The organism is Bradyrhizobium sp. 1200_D9_N1_1, assembly GCF_052075915.1.
Taxonomy (GTDB): Bacteria; Pseudomonadota; Alphaproteobacteria; order Rhizobiales; family Xanthobacteraceae; genus Bradyrhizobium; species Bradyrhizobium diazoefficiens.
The window spans coordinates 4,832,491-4,849,761 of sequence record NZ_CP197226.1 but is presented as its reverse complement, the minus strand read 5'-3'; the positions used below and the strand labels follow the sequence as shown (position 1 = coordinate 4,849,761).

16 protein-coding genes and 5 pseudogenes are annotated in these 17,271 nt (G+C 59.5%); 11 read left to right on the top strand and 10 right to left on the bottom strand.

What is annotated here, in order from left to right; all coding sequences use genetic code 11:
• Positions 1 to 101: 101 nt before the first annotated feature.
• Positions 102 to 1,748: pseudogene (locus AB5K84_RS23365) on the top strand (sensor histidine kinase); the annotation flags it as partial.
• 74 nt (positions 1,749 to 1,822) lie between these two features.
• Complete coding sequence (locus AB5K84_RS23360) at positions 1,823 to 1,945, top strand: ATP-binding protein (RefSeq protein ID WP_342714476.1); 123 nt, start codon at positions 1,823 to 1,825, stop codon at positions 1,943 to 1,945.
• A 186-nt stretch (positions 1,946 to 2,131) separates the two neighbouring features.
• Here AB5K84_RS23360 and AB5K84_RS23355 read toward each other — a convergent pair whose 3' ends face one another.
• Both AB5K84_RS23355 and AB5K84_RS23350 read right to left on the bottom strand, forming a co-directional pair.
• The gene (locus AB5K84_RS23355; RefSeq protein ID WP_157839484.1) at positions 2,132 to 2,290 is read right to left on the bottom strand and encodes a hypothetical protein; all 159 of its coding nucleotides are present in this window, start codon (positions 2,288 to 2,290) and stop codon (positions 2,132 to 2,134) included.
• Between the two features lie 333 nt (positions 2,291 to 2,623).
• Entirely contained in the window at positions 2,624 to 2,833 is a 210-nt protein-coding gene (locus tag AB5K84_RS23350) for a hypothetical protein (RefSeq protein ID WP_011087399.1), read from the bottom strand.
• Positions 2,834 to 3,017: 184 nt separating this feature from the next.
• Between AB5K84_RS23350 and AB5K84_RS23345 the strand changes: the two genes are divergently transcribed.
• On the top strand, positions 3,018 to 3,440 hold the full coding sequence (locus AB5K84_RS23345; protein ID WP_011087400.1) for a hypothetical protein: 423 nt from the start codon (positions 3,018 to 3,020) through the stop codon (positions 3,438 to 3,440).
• Between the two features lie 325 nt (positions 3,441 to 3,765).
• Positions 3,766 to 4,101, top strand: coding sequence for a hypothetical protein (locus AB5K84_RS23340; RefSeq protein ID WP_028175781.1), 336 nt, complete (start codon positions 3,766 to 3,768; stop codon positions 4,099 to 4,101).
• A gap of 510 nt (positions 4,102 to 4,611) precedes the next feature.
• Here AB5K84_RS23340 and AB5K84_RS23335 read toward each other — a convergent pair.
• From AB5K84_RS23335 to AB5K84_RS23325, 3 genes and pseudogenes are all read right to left on the bottom strand, one after another.
• Positions 4,612 to 4,761, bottom strand: a complete 150-nt coding sequence (locus AB5K84_RS23335) for a helix-turn-helix domain-containing protein (RefSeq protein WP_236842252.1) — start codon at positions 4,759 to 4,761, stop codon at positions 4,612 to 4,614.
• 316 nt (positions 4,762 to 5,077) lie between these two features.
• Positions 5,078 to 6,223 (bottom strand): annotated as a pseudogene (locus tag AB5K84_RS23330) (ATP-dependent nuclease); the annotation flags it as partial.
• Positions 6,224 to 6,286: 63 nt separating this feature from the next.
• Positions 6,287 to 6,499: a hypothetical protein gene (locus AB5K84_RS23325; RefSeq protein WP_162494102.1), complete on the bottom strand. Its 213-nt coding sequence runs from the start codon at positions 6,497 to 6,499 to the stop codon at positions 6,287 to 6,289.
• Positions 6,500 to 7,130: 631 nt separating this feature from the next.
• Between AB5K84_RS23325 and AB5K84_RS23320 the strand changes: the two are divergent.
• Positions 7,131 to 7,544, top strand: a pseudogene (locus AB5K84_RS23320) (HAD-IC family P-type ATPase); the annotation flags it as partial.
• On the opposite strand, the pseudogene AB5K84_RS23315 reads toward AB5K84_RS23320, so the two are convergent.
• Both AB5K84_RS23315 and AB5K84_RS23310 read right to left on the bottom strand, forming a co-directional pair.
• Positions 7,543 to 8,223, bottom strand: a pseudogene (locus AB5K84_RS23315) (ABC transporter permease); the annotation flags it as partial. The pseudogenes AB5K84_RS23320 and AB5K84_RS23315 sit on opposite strands and share 2 nt — an antisense overlap.
• Positions 8,220 to 9,495, bottom strand: a pseudogene (locus AB5K84_RS23310) (efflux RND transporter periplasmic adaptor subunit). The pseudogenes AB5K84_RS23310 and AB5K84_RS23315, both read right to left, overlap by 4 nt.
• Before the next feature lie 241 nt (positions 9,496 to 9,736).
• Between AB5K84_RS23310 and groL the strand changes: the two are divergent.
• The 4 genes from groL (at position 9,737) to AB5K84_RS23290 (ending at position 13,246) form a co-directional block, all read left to right on the top strand.
• A complete protein-coding gene (groL, locus tag AB5K84_RS23305; RefSeq protein ID WP_011087406.1) occupies positions 9,737 to 11,362 on the top strand; it encodes a chaperonin GroEL in 1,626 nt (541 codons plus the stop codon).
• Positions 11,363 to 11,447: 85 nt separating this feature from the next.
• The gene (locus AB5K84_RS23300) at positions 11,448 to 11,669 is read left to right on the top strand and encodes a ChaB family protein (RefSeq protein ID WP_011087407.1); all 222 of its coding nucleotides are present in this window, start codon (positions 11,448 to 11,450) and stop codon (positions 11,667 to 11,669) included.
• Between the two features lie 258 nt (positions 11,670 to 11,927).
• Entirely contained in the window at positions 11,928 to 12,449 is a 522-nt protein-coding gene (locus AB5K84_RS23295; protein WP_011087408.1) for an Hsp20/alpha crystallin family protein, read from the top strand.
• 74 nt (positions 12,450 to 12,523) lie between these two features.
• A complete protein-coding gene (locus AB5K84_RS23290; protein WP_038967494.1) occupies positions 12,524 to 13,246 on the top strand; it encodes a CBS domain-containing protein in 723 nt (240 codons plus the stop codon).
• A 293-nt stretch (positions 13,247 to 13,539) separates the two neighbouring features.
• On the opposite strand, the gene AB5K84_RS23285 is transcribed toward AB5K84_RS23290, so the two are convergent.
• On the bottom strand, positions 13,540 to 14,280 hold the full coding sequence (locus tag AB5K84_RS23285; RefSeq protein ID WP_051000372.1) for a S1C family serine protease: 741 nt from the start codon (positions 14,278 to 14,280) through the stop codon (positions 13,540 to 13,542).
• Between the two features lie 216 nt (positions 14,281 to 14,496).
• Between AB5K84_RS23285 and AB5K84_RS23280 the strand changes: the two genes are divergently transcribed.
• On the top strand, positions 14,497 to 14,712 hold the full coding sequence (locus tag AB5K84_RS23280) for a hypothetical protein (protein WP_133415020.1): 216 nt from the start codon (positions 14,497 to 14,499) through the stop codon (positions 14,710 to 14,712).
• Positions 14,713 to 15,093: 381 nt separating this feature from the next.
• Here AB5K84_RS23280 and AB5K84_RS23275 read toward each other — a convergent pair whose 3' ends face one another.
• On the bottom strand, positions 15,094 to 15,834 hold the full coding sequence (locus AB5K84_RS23275) for a CBS domain-containing protein (protein WP_166436504.1): 741 nt from the start codon (positions 15,832 to 15,834) through the stop codon (positions 15,094 to 15,096).
• Between the two features lie 133 nt (positions 15,835 to 15,967).
• Here AB5K84_RS23275 and AB5K84_RS23270 point away from each other — a divergent pair, with 133 nt between their 5' ends.
• On the top strand, positions 15,968 to 16,675 hold the full coding sequence (locus AB5K84_RS23270) for a c-type cytochrome (RefSeq protein WP_011087412.1): 708 nt from the start codon (positions 15,968 to 15,970) through the stop codon (positions 16,673 to 16,675).
• A 141-nt stretch (positions 16,676 to 16,816) separates the two neighbouring features.
• Here AB5K84_RS23270 and AB5K84_RS23265 read toward each other — a convergent pair whose 3' ends face one another.
• On the bottom strand, positions 16,817 to 17,266 hold the full coding sequence (locus AB5K84_RS23265; protein WP_038967484.1) for a CBS domain-containing protein: 450 nt from the start codon (positions 17,264 to 17,266) through the stop codon (positions 16,817 to 16,819).
• Positions 17,267 to 17,271: the final 5 nt, after the last annotated feature.

The following is a 17,271-nucleotide window of genomic DNA, read 5'->3' as shown; positions in this document are numbered from 1 at the left end:
TCTCCCGGCCGGGCCGTGCGTTCGAGTGGATCTTGTATCCGAGTCAACATCTGCGAGCTTTGCCGACGATACCGGCTATACCGCGCATTCGGCTTGCGTTCATGAATCGTATTTCAGGCGCTTTGGGACTTGTTGTTTTTCTCCTCGCTGTATCGCCTGAAGCGGTCGTTTCGGCGAGCGATAATAAGCAAGTCATGTTGCTGCATTCGTTCGGCACCGAGATGAGGCCTTGGAGCGACTATTCTCAAGGCATTCGGGAAGAGCTGAAAAGGCAATCGCCTTGGCTTCTTGATATTACGGACCATTCCCTCATTTCAGCTCGCCACAATAATAGTAATCCGGACATTCCGTTCGTTGACTACCTCACCGCTCTATTTGCCGAAAAACCTCCCGACGTGATTGTAAGCATCGGCGCGCCAGCGGCGAACTTTGTGCAGCAATACCGCGACCGGCTATTCACTTCTACCCCGATGGTGCTTACCACCCTCGAGCAACGTCGCGTCCAATACGTCACACTTACGCAGAACGACGCTGTCGTACCTATTCGGATAAACTACAAGGCCCTTTTGGAGAACATCCTGAGGGTGCTGCCTGACACCAAAAACGTCGCAATCGTGAACGGCACGTCTCCCAACGAGCGCTTCTGGTCGGACGCAATTCGTAAGGAAGCGACGCCCTTAGCTGACCGCGTCGAACTAACATTCTGGGACAATCTGTCATTCGAAGACATACTGAAAGAGGCTGCTCGTCTCGCACCACACTCCGCAATCTTGTGGGAGGGAATGAATGTCGATGCGCAAGGAGTTGTGCACGAAGGCGATGAAGCTTTCAGGAGACTTCATGCGATCTCGAATGCACCCATTTTTGGTTACACTGAACCACTCATCGGACAAGGCGCTGTTGGCGGCCCCTTCAACGCAGTGCATGATACGAGCCTCGCCACAGCCGCCGCTGTGATTCGCATCCTCAGAGGTGACAGGGCTGGCGATATCAGGATCCCTCCCCTGGAGTTTTCGACGCCACGATTTGACTGGCGTGAGATGCAGCGCTGGCGGATTGCTGAAGACCGCTTGCCTCCAGGAAGCGAGATTTACTTTCGTGATCGGACCTCGTGGGAGCGATATCGTGGGCAAATCGCACTCGTCTGCGCGATCATACTGTTTCAGAGCGCAACGATTTGGGCTCTACTGTTGGAGCGCCGCCGCCGTCAGTATTTTCAAATTGAGGCGAGCCGTCGTTCAGCAGAACTTGCTCATCTTAACCGCTATTCGACGGCCGGCGAACTTACTGCGTCGATAGCGCACGGAATTAATCAGCCGCTTGGGGCTATTCTAACCAACGCCGAGACGCTGCAACTGATGCTCAAATCACCAGCGCCAGACCTAAGAGATATCAGCGAAGTCGTCGATGACATACACCGCGATAACAAGCGGGCGTCTGAAGTAATCCTGCGCCTGCGCAACTTGCTCAAGAAGGCGCCGTCCAAAGTTACCAGTGCTGACTTGAACGACATTGTACGCGATACGGTCCAAATGCTTTCTCCATACGCAGCTATGAGGAAATGTGATCTTAATAGCGTGAATTGTTCCGAGCTGTTGCCGTTCAAGGGCGATCAAGTCCAAATTCAGCAGATCCTCGTAAACCTAATCGTAAACGCAGCTGACGCAATGGAAAACGTTCCTCGCGCGGATCGAAAGGTAACAATCTCGACGGCGCGTGACGGCAATTTTGGCGAGGTTTCAGTGTCAGATGTCGGTGCAGGCATCGACCCTGACCAACTCAAGGAGATATTCAACCCGTTTTTTCGACAAAGCCTCACGGCATGGGAATGGGTTTGGCCATTGCCCGCACAATTGTTGAAGCTCATAACGGGCGCATCGGGGCGGAGAACAAAATTGACGGCGGTGCGACTTTTCGTTTGAGATTACCTCTCTCGGGACGGTGAACAGCGAATTGCGGATGCTCGGCATCGGCCCCGACCGAATTCTAGCTCGAAACGATGCAACTTCCGCAGGTGGCCCGTCGCTTCCGTTGTCGTGGTGCAGCGGTATGTCTGAAGTTGAGGGTAGATCGGACGTGGCTGGCCAACTGCAAGAATGGCGAGATTGACCCATCTGCGACATGGGCAGGTTCAGCCGACCAGCTGGCAGTGCCCGCTGATGACAGTACCGTCGCGTTTATGCGCCTTAAGCGTGCCGTCGACGCGGTTGATGAAACCTTGCCAGACAGCGGTCGGGTCGAACAGATGTTGCCAAATGTTGCCGAGCGTAAGCGCCGTCTCAAAGAACAAGTGCGTATCCGTGACGTGGACGGCCAAATTGCTTCCGAATGTCCGAGAGTGCATCGTCCCCTCGTCCAGATTAACGGTGACCTGTTCCCCGTTATGTAGACCGAGTTGCGCTCGCTACCCGTAAGGCCCCGCGCCCAGCATTTCAGATCGATCGTCTCGGCATGTGCAGCCGTTGCAGCTAGCAGCGCTGCGACGATGATGGTTGCTTTCGGCTTCACAGTTATCTCGTCGCTTTGTAGCGGCCCTGCCGGGGGTTCGGACACGGCAGGACATTCGATGACTTTGCCGAAATTTCGGTGTCGCCTTCGAAGGATGTGCAGAGGACTCAGTCGTTCAGAGGTGAGCACGCGGCAATAGCCATCCCATGATCTTCTCATGCGGATCGCGACGACTGCGGACGAATGCTTTCTCGTTCTGCTGAGCGGCGGTCCTGGCGAATTCAGAAATCCCCTCCATAGACTGCCGTTTATCCTTCGGAAGCTTCGCCCATTGGCGAATGATCTTCCGGCGGGCTTCGCGTTGCTTTTCCCTTACGTCATGCATCGGTACGCTCCTTGAAGTGGATTGTTCCGGTTCGGCCTACTATGGTTTGGGCTCACTAGAACTTCAACGTCCAATCAAGAACTCTTAGCCCCTCTGGTCGTGCAGCGCTATACACGGGAGCTAGTCTCATATTGGCTTTGCAGGCCGGCCGCCCTAGAATTGCGGCGATCGCAGGACGGGCGAAATGCAGTACGTTTGCGACGCGCCGAAGGGTAAGACCTGGTTCCGTATCGAGACGGAAGGTGAAGCGGCGCATGAGTCGCGCCTGATGAGCCACACAGTCGAGAAATATTTCTGCCGCGAGCGGGAGAAGGCAGTCCAGTCCTGGCGTCCGGAGCGGCCCAACGCGATCGAGCGCGACATCGGCCTCGAGGCCCATGTACAGCGAGAGATGCCGCTTTTCCTCACGTTGCGCGACAGGGAGGGCAATGCACTGACTACAGCGATGCTGCCACCGGGTGGCAAGGATCGCGGCGGGTTCCGGATCATCATCGTTGCCGCATCCAATGCCGATCCTTATCCTCAGCAGGAAGCGGCCATCGCTGCGCTGGGAGCGCATTTCGGTCTCACACTCGATCGCAACCGCTGCTTCCCCTACGGCCGCTAAGGAGCCTGACAAGTACCGCCGCTTGATTGGAGCGATGTCGGCTCATGGCCCTTTGCTGCCCACCACCTCAAACGCCGTGATGTCGGCTTTAGGACTGAGAGCGGCCCAAGGTAAGACAGCGCCGCGATGCCCGTTGTTGACCCGAACCGGATGTCAGGAGGAGCGAGGCTTGAGTTGATCCAGATCAACACAGCCAGTGACGTTCTGCGTGATCGAATATTGTTTGCAGTACCGAATTGGCCGAGTGGCTCTTTGTTTTTGCGCCGTTCATTTTGATCACTGGTGCTTACGCTGGTCTCTCCAACCTCTGTCCGGTGCACGTGTGATGAACAGCATCCAACCAGCCTTCAGCGAAGGCTCTGCGAGCGAAACTGCGCGGAGAATCGACTCTGTCGCGTGGGCCGCGTTCTTCATTTGGGTAGGCATCGCCATGCTAATGGGGGTGCCGTGGGACTGGTTTCTTGTGGGCGTCGGCGTCCTCACTCTAGCGGCGCAGTTTTTCCACTGGAGCATGGACAATAAGGTTGACCTGTTCTGGATTGCCTGCGGCGTAGCTTTTCTCGCAGGAGGCGTGTGGATGCTTCTGCAGTTTCCCTGGCCGTTGGCACCGATATTGATCATCCTGCTCGGAATAGTGTTGCTCAGCAAAGCCCTTCGCTGAGCCAGAGCGACGATAGATGATGGCATTTCTGCGAAGTGGCGCGCTACGTCGAAGATGTCCGACGACGGCTTGCGCTTCGTACCACCGCAACGAGGCAGCCGCATATCCGCCTATACCGGCGACTTGAGGAGGAGAAGAATGAGGACAAGCGGGCCCTCATCCGAACGCTCCTAGCCGAAGAAGAAGCCAGAGACGTCCCCGCAACTCCGCGTGGGACACTCACGACAATCCAAAAGCAACAATAACCTTCGCGGCTAGATGGGAGTCACCTTTCCCTGTCCGCACAGAACCTCGCCGCGCGGCCCCTCCGGGCGGAGTTTGCTTCTGAGAGGTTGCTTACGTCGGCCGAGACGTACACCGAGTTTTGCCCCCATGCGGAATACCGAGATTGAGCCAGCCGTGCGGTCGGGGACGGCCCCGGCGCGCAGTTACAACTCGAATTTCGACTCGGCAGAGATGCTGAGCGGCGGCGCGAAACGCCGCCCCATCTTGATTACATGCGTTCGGACTCTACCTCGCTCGCTGTGCTCGCGCGAACACTTCGGAGGGAAGCTCCCCGAACATTTGCCGGAAATCACCGGCGAAATGGCCCAGATTGCCGAAACCGCATTTGAAAGCGATTTGGGAAACGGAAGTTTTCGGATTCCCTTCCAGGAGCATCTGCCTTGCACGTCGCAAGCGCACGGTTTTTGCAAATCTCATCGGCGAGTATGCCCGCGAAATCGAGGTGCATGTAAACATCGGCGCCCAAAGACCGTTCCAGGATCGTTGAAGCCTCCGGGAATAGCGCAACCTCCGAAGCCCCCTCCACGACCAGCACGCCACGGCCAAGGATCGCCTCGGCGAATTGCCGGCGTTCGGTCTTGAAACTCTTCGTCTTGAAGTCCCCCAGGTCGATGGGCGCGCCTTCCAGCACGCCGTTCGGCTGACGGGAAAGGATCACGATGTCCTGGGGCTCAAACTGCTCGATCACATAAGGCGAATGCGAGGTGACGATCGCCTGCCCCATCTCGCTGAGCACGAAACGACTGACCCGCCTCTGTGTGTGAGGCGGCAGCGCAATTTCCGGCTCCTCCATCGCGAAGATGACCGACTGCTTTTCCTTCAGTTCAGCAATAACCGTCAGCAGCGCAAACACCAACAGGTTGATCGAACCGGTCCCGAGCCGCGCAAACGGCACGCTGTGGCCAACGGGTTCGGCGGCGATAAACAACCGCACGACCTCGCGCAAGTTCTCCCGCGTAAGCTCTGAGGCGAAAAACGCTGTCGCTGCGTCACCTGGCGCCAGGGACACGAAGCGCGCCATGCGCTCGCGAATGTCGGCCCGAATTTGTTTGAGCTGAGGCACCTCGCCAATCGGCGGCTTCATGCCCTGCAGTCGGTCGAGCGTGTCCTGCCACATGTCGGTCAGCCCCGTCCCGCCGAGGCGCAGCACGGTGTCGAGCAGTGACCCACGCTGAAGGCTAAGCGCCCGCGAACCGGTGCGCAGCGTACGAAGGAATACGAATCCGCAAAGCCGTTTGTGATCCCGACCGAACAATCTGCGGCCAGCTCCCAATGCCAGCTCAGCCGCTTCGTCGTCATCAAGGGGCTCAATGGGGTGGTCGAAGAAGGTGTTGCCGACGAAGTCGTCCTCCGCCTTGTCATATCGGCCGATGAACACGATGGGGAGAGCCCAGCGCTTCTGCGCTCCATCTCCGTCTGCCGGTCCGCCAGCGCCCTGATCCGCGAAATCGCGGGTGACGTCATCCCACCGCCGAAGGTGACGGTGAAATCGAAGCTCAGCCTCCTGTGGAAGATCCGTCAGCACGGCCTCGACGCGAACCTCGATCGGCTCCTTCTGATCGTCGAGATACCGGCCGCAATGAAAGTCATGCTCGTCGATCACCGGCCGGCGATAGAGCCGCTCGGGCCCCAGCACGAGGTCGAGAGCCTCGCAAACCGTCGATTTCCCGACGTTGTTGCCGCCGACCAGGAGTGTGTGCCCCGCCAGATGCACGACACCGTGGGCAACGCCCCGGAAATTCGAGATTGTCAGACGCTTTACTTTCACCTCGTGCAGCCCCCCAGTGAAACCAGTGTAGGCCCCCTCGCCCTGGCAACCTACCCGGGAAGACACCATCGAAACCATACCCACCGTCGTCTAATCCACCACTGGTTGTGGCTGGCGGCCGGAGAGCGGGTCTTAGACGCCCGCCCACCGCGAGAACAGCGCGTCGGTCGCATGGGATCCGTCGTCGAAGGCCTCGATCGCCAGCAATAAGAGCTCCCGCGACGTCTGGAACGACACCGCGCTACTGGGCGTGATCAGCCCGCCGGCACCCTGCGCGACATACAATGCGGCCTCGCGGATTTTCACCAGGTCGCCGGCACGGCTCCGCCCCATGAGCTCGCGCATGTGGTCTTCTCCGATGGCGGTCTGCAGGCGGCTTCCCATTGCGACGGTCGGACCCAGCGCCAACTTGCAGCCATACAACCTCCCGCTGATTGAACTGAAGCTAGGCTTTGCGCCGAAGACGGCCAAGTTGGCTTGGCGGGGTATAAGGGGGCGGAAATGGACAAGAAGTTTCACAAGGAAGCTCACCAGGTCGTCAATCACAACATCCACAACACCATCGAGAGCGACCGCGCTGTGGTTCACCGACATGGTCAAGAAGAAGGTGGCCGACAAGGACGGGGAAGGCATGACCTTCACGTGCATGGCCGCCCGCACGATGCTGGCGTTCTCGTTCGAGGCCTATTTGAACGCCGTCGGCAGCCGCAAGCTCGTGCTGTGGAATGAGTGGGACGAGTACTACAAGAAGATCGACAAGATCTGCCAGCACCTGAAGATCACCCCCGATTGGGGTAAGCGGCCTTACAGCTCAATCAGCGCCATGAGGCGGCTCCGCAACGCGCTGGCGCATGGCAAGCCTGTGATGTCCGAGACGAAGAAGGAATTCGTGGACAAGGCCGATGGCCAGAAGGGCAAGACGATCGACATGACCGCCGACTGGCAGAAACTCTGCACGCCGGAAATGATCATCAACGCTTTCTACGGTCCCGAGCCACGTTTCGCGTTCGGCCTCGTCGCCGCCGTCAGCGTCCTCATCATCGCGTGTCCCTGCGCGCTGGGTTTGGCCACTCCGATGTCGATCATGGTTGGCGTCGGGCGCGGCGCTCACATGGGCGTCCTCATCAAGAACGCCGAAGCGCTCGAGCGCATGGAGCGCATCGACACGCTGGTCGTCGACAAGACGGGCACGTTGACCGAAGGCAAGCCGAAGGTCGTCGCTGTGGTCCCCGCTGAGGGAATCACCGGCGCGGAGGTGCTGCGGCTCGCCGCCAGCGTGGAACGCGCCAGCGAACATCCTCTCGCCGATGCCATCGTGAACGAAGCCAAGGATCGGGGCATCCAGACGGCGGACGTCCAGGACTTCGATTCGCCCGTCGGCAAAGGCGCATGCCGAGAAGCGACTGTCCCGTCCGCAGCGCGACGAAGCTGGCACGCTGATTGACACCCTTGTTGCCGAAATCGATCAGACCGGAAATCGTCAGCACTCGATTGGCGCCGGCCGTGGCTTGCAAGTTCAGCTTGTCGCCGACGGTAGCTCCGAGATTCTTGGCGAGTTCGGTGCCGATGATGACGTCCTCACTGGTCAAACGCGCCTCGCCGGCCGCGATGTAGTCCGGCACCTTGACGATGTCGAAATACGTTTCCGGTTCGATCCCTGTCAGCGTCACCGCCCGGCTGGCGTCGCCACGTATGGCCAGAACAGATCCGGTGATGGTCGGCGAGACCGCGGTGACTTCGGGCATGGCGAGCATCTGGCCGCGGATCTTCGGCCACTGGTCGATCGAGATCACCCGCTGGCTCGGACGCTGCACTGCAGCATCCTCGATCTCCCCGGCGGCATTGCGCAAGGGACGCGCCACCTGATCCGGCGTGAGGAGCTGGATCTGGGGCTGGGAGGTCAGCACGCGCTTGATAAAATTCGCCTCGAGGCCGGCGAGCATCGCAGACATGAAGACGATCACACCGACGCCGATCGAGATGCCGCCGACGATGAAGATGGTTTGCAACCTCCCCTCTCGCAGGAATCGTACGGCGGCAATCCACTCGAATGGGAGCCAGTGGTTCATGGCAGGACGGGGCGCACGCGCTGCCCGGTAAGGACGCCGGAACTCTGCGGGATCGCAATGTCGCCGGGCTGCATCCCCTCGACAATTTCGATCTGGCTGTTGCCGCGCAAGCCGACCTTCACCGGATGCTTTGCGGCCCGGCCGTTCTTTACGGTCATCACCCATGCTTGCCCCGACAGGATCTCACGCACCGAGCGCACAGGAAGGACCTCGGCATTGTCCTTCGCTGCGACCTCAATGTCGACCGAGACCGTCATATCCTGACGTAAATAGTCCGGCGGCTCCTTTACCGTCAGTTTCACCTCCACGGTCGCGCGGGAAATGTCGACGCCGGGATTGATGTAGGTGACGGTCGCAGAAAAGTGCCGATCCGGATAGGCATCGGCAGATGCGAGCGCCGTCTGCCCGAGCGCGAGCCTGCCGAGGTTCCGCTCATCGATCTGGAGCACCAGTTGCAGTTCACCCGAGGGGGCCAGAACCAACAAGGCCTTCCCCGCCTGCACCACGGTGCCGCGTTCCACGCTACGGGTGATGAGAACGCCGTCGCGGGGGGCAACGATCGTGGCATAGCCCAGGCGAGATTCTGCGGTGTCGAGGTTGGCGCGTGCCTGATTGAGCTGTGTCTGCGCCATGACGTGATCGCTGCCGCCGGGGCTCGCGGTATAGACCTGAAATTCCGTCGCGCGCTTTGCGGCACGCGCGACATCGAGCGTCTTCTGCGCGTCGTCGAGGGCGGCTCGCGTCGCATAGCCGGTTGCGTTCGAGCTGCGCGGTACGGTCATAAGTCTGCTGGGCGTTCCGAAGCGTCGCCTCGGCCTGGGTCTGCGCTTCCTTCGCCGAAGGAAGCGTGAGCTCCTCGAGCTGCCTGATGCGCGCTTCGGCCTGCGCGACCGCGCCCTGCGCTTGCACCACGCTCGCCTTCGACTCACGCGCCTCAAGGGCAATCAGCGGCTGGCCCTTGGTGACCCTCTCGCCCTCCTGGACCAGCACATCCTCCACGGTCCCGGTAATCTGACTGCCGATCTCCACCCGGTATGGCGTCTCGACATGCCCGCTCGCCACTACGGTTTCAACCAATCGTCCACGTGCGACCCGATCGACCACGACGGCAGGTCCGAGCAGGACCCGGATGCCCTGCCATGCGCCAAGGCCGAGCAGGACAACAACCGTCAGGAGGAACCATTTATGAGTGATGATGCCCGACCAGGCCGACGCGACGGAAATCGGGTCGATGCGTCTTTGATTTGGTAATGGTAGACTTTGTTCGGCCATGGCTACGCTGCACGGATCGCACCGGTTCATCTGGCGATCCCCTCCTCTCAACTATTGGGTTCAGAAATACCGCCGCGATGCCTTTGGCGGATTGCGCTAGGTCAAGTCCCGATCAGCCACTTCTTCACCGGCCGGCTCAATAACCTCCGCCTCTGGTTGACCAAGATCAAACTGAGCCGGACGCAGTCGTACAAAAGTGGCGCGCAGGGTAACGCCAACTACGACACCTTGAGGCATTGAAATGGCACACAAACAAGTCCTGTTCCATTCAGCAGCCCGCGAGAAGATCTTGCGCGGCGCGTCTCTCCTTGCAGACGCGGTGCGCGTGACGCTCGGCCCGAAGTCGAAATCAGTCCTGATCCAGAAGGGATGGGGAGCGCCGATCGTCTGCAACGACGGGGTCACCATTGCCAAGGAATTCGACTTGAAGGATGCCGAAGAGAACCTTGGCGCTCAGGTGTTGCGTCAGCTCGCGGAGAAAACCGGCGACGTCGTCGGCGACGGCACCAGCACGTCTACCATCCTTGCACATGCCATCCTGTCGGACGGGGTTCGCAATGTTGTGGCTGGCGCGAGCGCGATCGACCTCAAACGTGGCCTCGATCGCGGAACGCAGGCCGCCATCGCCGCATTGCGCGCTATGGCAACGCCCGTAAAATCCAGGGCGGAGAAGGTGCAAGTCGCCACGATTTCGGCCCACAACGATGCGTCGATCGGCGAACTCGTAGCCGATGCGATCGAGAAGGTCGGCGGCGACGGCGTGATATCGGTCGAGGAGTCCAAGACGACCGAAACGCTTCTGGACGTCGTCGAGGGAATGAAATTCGACCGGGGTTTTCTTTCACCCTATTTCATCACCGATGCCGACCGGATGGAATCGGTGTTGCAGGATCCCTACGTCCTGCTCTGCGACCACAAGATCGGCGCATTGCGCGATCTGGTTCCCCTTCTCGAGCAGGTCGCCAAGAGCGGTCAGCCGCTTCTGATCATTGCCGAGGACATCGAGGGCGAAGCGCTGGCCACTCTCATCGTCAATCAATTGCGGGGCGTGCTCAAGGCTTGCGCCGTCAAGGCCCCCGGGTTTGGTGACCGGCGCAAGGCCATGCTCGAGGATATCGCGATATTGACCGGCGCTCAGGTGATCTCGGAAGAGATCGGCTTGAACTTGGAGAACGCCACCCTGCAACAACTCGGTCGTGCCGCGCGCGTGGTCGCCGACAAGGAGAATACAACGTTGATCGGCAGCGGTGGCGATCGCACCCGCATCGATGCACGACTGGGCCAGATCCGGGTCGAAATCGAAAAGACGACTAGCGATTACGATCGCGAGAAGCTCGAAGAGCGCCTCGCCAAGCTGTCGGGAGGCGTCGCGGTGATCCGGGTGGGAGCGCCGACCGAGGCCGAAATGAAGGCGAAGAAGGAAGCTTTGGACGATGCAATCAGTTCGACGAAAGCGGCGGTCGCGGAAGGCATTGTGCCCGGTGGCGGGCTGGCTCTGCTCCGTGCAGTCGCGGCCGTGGCCAAGGAGGAAGCGGCCTGTGAGGGCGACGAGCGGACCGGCGTACAGATCCTGAGACGCGCTCTTGAGGCTCCGGCGCGCCAGATTGCCGAGAATTCCGCGGCCGACGGAGGCGTCGTGGTTGCGCGGATGCTCGAAGGTGAAGGCAGCATTGGCTTCGATGCCTCCCGCAAGGTCTATGTCGATCTCGTCGCGGCTGGCATCGTCGATCCGGTCAAGGTCGTACGGACAGCCCTCGAAAACGCGGTCTCGGTCGCGAGCGTGCTCCTTCTGACCGAAGCGACGATGACGGAAATCCCGGAGCCGAAACGCGAGAGACTGCCCGAACCGGACTTGGCGGTGCAGTAGCGGTCCTTATCACGCAGAGAGTTCCCGCATTCGGCCACCGCCGTTCGATTCAATCGAGGACCGCGCTTGGCGGGAGACAGGAACGATGCCTTATCGATCAAACGATGATCTTCCCGCGAGATTGCGACGTCACCTGCCGCCTCACGCCCTGGACATCTACAGGGAGGCGTTCAACCACTCCTTTGCCTCGCATGTCGGAGACATTCGCCAGGAAGAGATAGCACATCGAACGGCTTGGTCCGCCGTCAAGCGCTCATACATGAAACTCGCGGACCGCTGGGTGCCGAAATCGGCACATAGCGATTGAGCGTCGCGGTTGTTCGTAAATTGAAATACGTCTGCCTCCTTGCCGCATTTTCGCGCGGACACGTGCAGGGCAACGATTTCGCGGCACACCTTTCTTGGAACTCTGACAGCGCGTTTCTGGAGAAATGTCGCAGTCTGTCGATTCAACGAAATTCGCCGGCTCAATTTCCGGCTTGAGCAAAATCAAATTTCAAACCGACGACCGTGGCTAATCTCCTTTCGCGACCGAGATGGTCAAACCTCGGAAGGAGATATCATCATGGCAACCGAAACCAAGCTGCCCGTCACAAAATCCCCCACAGCCCCCGCTGTCGCCGGAGAGACTTGGCGACCCTTTCAGGCATTGAGAAACGAAATCGACCAGATCTTTGACGATTTCGGTAACGGCTTCTGGAACCGACCGTTCCGTTCGCTGGCACGGCTCGAGCGCGACTTCTCGAAGTCGATCTCTGCGCCGGCCGTAGACGTCGCCGAGAGTGACAAAGCGTATGAGATTACGGCCGAGCTTCCGGGTCTCGACGAGAAGAACATCGACATCAAGGTCGCCAACGGCGGTCTTACGATCAAGGGCGAGAAGCGCGAGGAGACCGAGGAAAAGAATAAGGACTACTACGTCTCCGAGCGCCGCTACGGCACCTTCGAGCGCTATTTCACCCTGCCGGAGAGCGTCAACGCCGACAAGATCGAGGCTACCTTCAAGAACGGCGTGCTGAAGGTCGTGCTTCCGAAAACCGAGGAGGCGCAGAAACCGGCCAAGACGATCAACGTGAAGGCGGCTTGAGCCTGCCAAGGCGGGGCTGCATCGAGCGCAGCCTCGCCCCACATTTGCAACACTATCGATATTGAGGGCACGTCATGCACGCACTTCACGTGATGACCAGAGACGTTGTTGCCGTGACGCCTCATACGACGATCGAAGAAGCCGCCAAGATCATGCTCCGGATGCACATTAGCGGCCTACCTGTCATCGACGATGCCGGCAATCTCGTTGGCATTGTCTCGGAAAGCGACTTCCTCCGTCGCAGCGAAATTGGCACCGGTCGCAAGCACGCGGCCTGGCTCAAATTCTTCATGGGACCTCGACGGGCAGCGGCCGAGTTTGTTCACGAAAGCGGCCGAAAGGTGGAAGATGTCATGACGCGGCAGGTTGTCTCGGCCCGGGAAGAGACATCCCTGGTCGACGTGGTCGACTTGATGGAGAAGCACGACATTAAACGCGTCCCGGTGATGCGCGGCGAGGCGACGATCGGGATCGTTACGAGAAGTAATCTGCTGCAGGCGATGGCAAGCCTCGCACACGAGATTCCGGACCCGACCGCCGATGACGAGCACATTCGCGAGCGTATCACGCGAGCGGTCAACGCCGCCGACTGGCGTCCGATCGGCTCCAGGGTCGATGTCCGCAAGGGCGTCGTCCATCTGCACGGCCTGATTACGATCGACGAAGCGCGGCGGGCGACGATCGTCGCCGCCGAAAACACCAGCGGTGTCAAGGAAGTCCATGACCACCTTTGCTTAGTTGATTCATACACCGGCTACTACGTGGAATCGCCGGAAGACTTGAGGGCCGCGGGCTGAACGCCGGCGAATTGGAAGCCGCTATGCTTGGATGGATCGTCCGGGTTCTCTTTACGATAGCAGCGCCGATCACGGCGCTGTTCGTTTCGCGAGACGCGTTGAACTTCGGCCTCATTCAAACCATTGTAACGATGCTCCTCGTCACGGCTCTTGTCGGCTTGATCGCCGCCTACTCCGGGCGTGACCGAGGCGTCCCCCACTAAGCAGATACGCCCCGAGGGCTGGTGAAGCCGCGCGGATTTCCGGGCGCTCGCGGTTTCGCCATTGATGCGCAGATCCGCGCAGGAGGGACCCTACTGGGCAGCCGCAAAAAGCCTCCTGACCGCGTCTGCTGGCGCTGCAAAAGCAAAGCCACTCTTTCGCGCAACGACGACGCCGATTAGCTTACCCTTCAGATTCACCAGCGCGCCGCCCGAACTGCCCTGGCTGACCAGGACGTCTGATTGGATCAGATCGCTGCTCGCAATGCCTGGGCAGGAACGATGCAAAGCTGACACGATGCCAAACGTCACGCTCTGTCCCCAATCTTGCGGATTTCCAATCGTGATCACCGGCTCCCCCACGTCGGGCGTACCCAGGTTCTCCAGAGTCAACGCCTGAAGGTTGCCGGGTTCGACCCGGAGTAGCGCAACGTCATCTCGCTCGGATCTTACCAGCACAACGGCATCAAGCGCTCGTCCGTCCTGGGGACGTGCCTGTACGACGGTCGCGTTTGCAACCAAGTGATTTGCAGTGACAATCAAGCCTGCCAGGGCGTCGACCACGACGCCCGCTCCCTGCCACTCTCGAGGCGAAGGAGGGTCTGGAAAGCTGGCTTCGGGATCAAATACTCGCGGCTCTGATGCCACGCCCCAGCCTCGTATTCCAACCACAGCAGGCGAGACGCGCTTCACAAGAGCGGTAAAGTCCGTCGTCGGAAACATCTCTCCTGGATCTTTATAGTCCTTGGCCCAACAACCGGCGACACCGAAAACCAGCGCCAGACTGCATACGACGACGGCGATCCAATCTCGGCGCAAGATATTGCGTAGCATGGCCACCTCTCAGGCAATCCAAGTGAAGTTACCTGAACAGCAGCCTAGTGATCTGAGGCAGGCGCGATTTGAGGATTCGCAAACTCTGCCTCGCCCTTCTCGCGAAACCAGGCCTACGGATACCTACTTAGGTGAAGCTCCCGAATTTAGGCCCGTCGCCTGATGCGGTACGAAGGGTTCTCCAGTACAGCGTTCGGCTTGCCAGTGGAGCCCGCAATGAATCACTCGATTTACACCGCGGACAGGGCAACCCACCTGAAGGTGGTGGTCTCTGTGCTACTCGTCGGCATTGCAATCGTGGCGGCAACACTGACCGTGCGGCTAACTCATCCAGCAACAAGTGCGCAGATCACGGCGACGCACACCGTCTACAAGCCCCACCGAAGCCACGCCCTCACCGAAATGGCACAAATTGGGAAGGACTCGATCTAGCTCGATCGGCCGAGGACATCAAATGAGCAACGAACTAGTCAAGGTCTTGATACTATTTGCCCTCTACGCGGCTCTTGAAATCGCGCTCTATTCCTCATCGGTCGGGAGACTGGTCTCCCGCGCTGTCCGCGCGGCGAGACTAACCCTAAGCGAACAGGACGCCCGGACGGCCGAATGAAGCGCATCTGCGCTCAGCTTGACCCTTGCGCCCCCCGATTTGGCGGCTTTGGAGCACCATCGGTCATCACTGCGTGAGGGCGACTGATACCATAGGGGTAAGATCAGTCCCGACTGCGTGTCGTCATCGAACAGTATGGAGATCTACCAGCGATTATGAAACGAGACCGCGAGCTCGACTGACGCCGCCCGCTCCTCTCGGCGCTACAGCGGTTCGTCATCCAGCGTGGAGGGCTCCATCTGGAGCGAAACGAAATCGCCTCCACCGTAATCGTCCTCCGGGTCCGGACGGGAAGGCTGAACACAGAGGCGGTCATCTACTCGAAGAACGCCAGGAACGTTCTCGCAAGCTACGATGGCAGCGCGGTGTGCGCTCTCGCCCCTGATAACACCACGGAGCGAGACCGCGCCGTCCCTTACCCTGACGTTCAAGCCGATCGGCTGCCACGGTGTCTTGGCCAGCGCGGCGAGAACCGCCCGACGGAGCTGATTGTCGCTCCCGGAATAGCCCGAAGCGCCTGTCAGTGGTCCAGCAACGGCGGACAGGAAGTCGGAACGTGTGATGATTCCGACGATACGATCAGCGCGCATGACCGGAATGTGATTCAGGTGCCGACGCTCCATCACGTCCGCCACCTCATCGAGAGGTGCCTGCTCGTTGGTGGTCACAGGCTGACGGGTCATCACCTGCTCGACCTTGCGACCGCGCTCCTTCACGAACTCGCTGGCGACTCGCTCAGCCCCGAGCAGGAGCGAAAGCAATCGATTGCGCTCATGCTCGGTTCCGATCTCGCTCCGCCTGAGAAAATCGCTCTCGCATATAATGCCGACGAGATTATCGGCCGAATCCACGACAGGCAGCCCGCTGATATGATGCGCAAGCATCACTTTGATTGCGTCCGTGATCGGAGCCTCGGGCCGTATCGACACTACCTGCCGTGACATTATCTGATACGCCCGCACGCCTTCACTCCGGAGACAAAGAGGTATTTGCTGCGTCAACTAACGTCTTGATCGAGATCAACGCCGGGACGGGCGGAGATGGCAACTTGACAACCAATATCGGAAGTCTTCGATCATGCGCCTGAAAACGCTTCTCTCGGTCGCGATTCTTGTAACGCTGTCGGCGCCCAGCGTCGGGACGCCGGCCGACCCGTCTGCAACACTGTCCGATCTCATGACCAGACTTCAGCTTCAGCACGCAAAGCTATGGTTTGCGGGCAAGCTGAGCAATTGGGGCCTGGCCGACTACGAGCTTCAACAAATCGACGCCAATCTTGAAGCCACGGGCAAGTTGCAGGCTGACCCGTCGCAAGCCAATCGTGCCAAGCGACAACTTGATGCAGTACGCCAGGCAATCCATTCGAAGGACTTGCCCGGGTTCATGTCGTCGTATGCCACCATGACAAACGAATGCAACTCCTGTCACCGCGGTAGTGGGTATCCCTCGGTCGCGATCCAGATTCCGCTCACCTTGCCGGTGCCCAACCAATTGTTCGTCGACCAGGTGACTGAGGGGCGATCGCTAGCCCATTCATCTTGCGGGACATGCCATGTCGTTTCCGACGGGGTAAGGGAAGCGCCTGCATTCCGCCCATCGCCACCTGGCTTCCTGGAGATAGTCAACCGGCCGTCGTTCTCCGCTGACGAACTTCGACGATTTTTGGCATCAAGCCATCGTCGTCTTGGACCAGAACAGTTAATGCCAAATCCGAGGCTCTCGGAATACCAGATTGAGGCTATCGTGGCCTACCTCGAGACGTTGAGAGCGGGCCAATCTCGCTGAGACAAGCCTACCGGGCAGGCGGTCACCGTCGCACTTTTGATTTATAAGATCTACGCTGAACCAGGAGCAGTGACAAAGAGCGTCCATCTTGGGCAAAACGGGCCCTTCGCCGGCTCCACTGCGCGCCTGTTCTAAATGTCCCTATTTTCTCAGGCGCGGCTCGAGCGCCACGAGCATCTCCGTGCGCCCCACTATACCCGCAAGCTTTTTGTCCCGAAGGACTAGCACCTGGGAGATCTGATAAATGTCCATCTGCTTGACGACCTCCTCGATTGTGGCGCTTTCATCGACGCAGACGGGATGTCGGCTCATGACGGCATCCACGCGCAAGCCACTGGTTCTCTCACGAGCGAGCTGCCCCTCGTCTTTACCTAGCGGCCACTCGAGCCAAATCCCTTCAGGATAGTCTACGCCTAATTTGCGCCTGTGAAGAAAATCACCTTCCGAAATGATGCCGACCAGCACCCCTTCACCGTCAACGACCGGGAGGCCGCGCTGATTGGTCTCGAGCAGCAGATGGATGGCATCGAGCAGTGATGCGCTCGGCTTCACCGTTGCAAACCAGGTTCGCATGACATCTGCTGCCTTCATTGCTG

Bases quoted from the DNA above. Each gene is read 5' to 3' on its own strand.
- AB5K84_RS23360 (WP_342714476.1), top strand. From the start codon at position 1,823: ATGGGAATGGGTTTGGCCATTGCCCGCACAATTGTTGAAGCTCATAAC.
- AB5K84_RS23350 (WP_011087399.1), bottom strand. From the start codon at position 2,833: ATGCATGACGTAAGGGAAAAGCAACGCGAAGCCCGCCGGAAGATCATT.
- AB5K84_RS23345 (WP_011087400.1), top strand. From the start codon at position 3,018: ATGCAGTACGTTTGCGACGCGCCGAAGGGTAAGACCTGGTTCCGTATC.
- AB5K84_RS23340 (WP_028175781.1), top strand. From the start codon at position 3,766: ATGAACAGCATCCAACCAGCCTTCAGCGAAGGCTCTGCGAGCGAAACT.
- AB5K84_RS23335 (WP_236842252.1), bottom strand. From the start codon at position 4,761: ATGCTCCTGGAAGGGAATCCGAAAACTTCCGTTTCCCAAATCGCTTTC.
- AB5K84_RS23325 (WP_162494102.1), bottom strand. From the start codon at position 6,499: ATGCGCGAGCTCATGGGGCGGAGCCGTGCCGGCGACCTGGTGAAAATC.
- groL (WP_011087406.1), top strand. From the start codon at position 9,737: ATGGCACACAAACAAGTCCTGTTCCATTCAGCAGCCCGCGAGAAGATC.
- AB5K84_RS23300 (WP_011087407.1), top strand. From the start codon at position 11,448: ATGCCTTATCGATCAAACGATGATCTTCCCGCGAGATTGCGACGTCAC.
- AB5K84_RS23295 (WP_011087408.1), top strand. From the start codon at position 11,928: ATGGCAACCGAAACCAAGCTGCCCGTCACAAAATCCCCCACAGCCCCC.
- AB5K84_RS23290 (WP_038967494.1), top strand. From the start codon at position 12,524: ATGCACGCACTTCACGTGATGACCAGAGACGTTGTTGCCGTGACGCCT.
- AB5K84_RS23285 (WP_051000372.1), bottom strand. From the start codon at position 14,280: ATGCTACGCAATATCTTGCGCCGAGATTGGATCGCCGTCGTCGTATGC.
- AB5K84_RS23280 (WP_133415020.1), top strand. From the start codon at position 14,497: ATGAATCACTCGATTTACACCGCGGACAGGGCAACCCACCTGAAGGTG.
- AB5K84_RS23275 (WP_166436504.1), bottom strand. From the start codon at position 15,834: ATGTCACGGCAGGTAGTGTCGATACGGCCCGAGGCTCCGATCACGGAC.
- AB5K84_RS23270 (WP_011087412.1), top strand. From the start codon at position 15,968: ATGCGCCTGAAAACGCTTCTCTCGGTCGCGATTCTTGTAACGCTGTCG.
- AB5K84_RS23265 (WP_038967484.1), bottom strand. From the start codon at position 17,266: ATGAAGGCAGCAGATGTCATGCGAACCTGGTTTGCAACGGTGAAGCCG.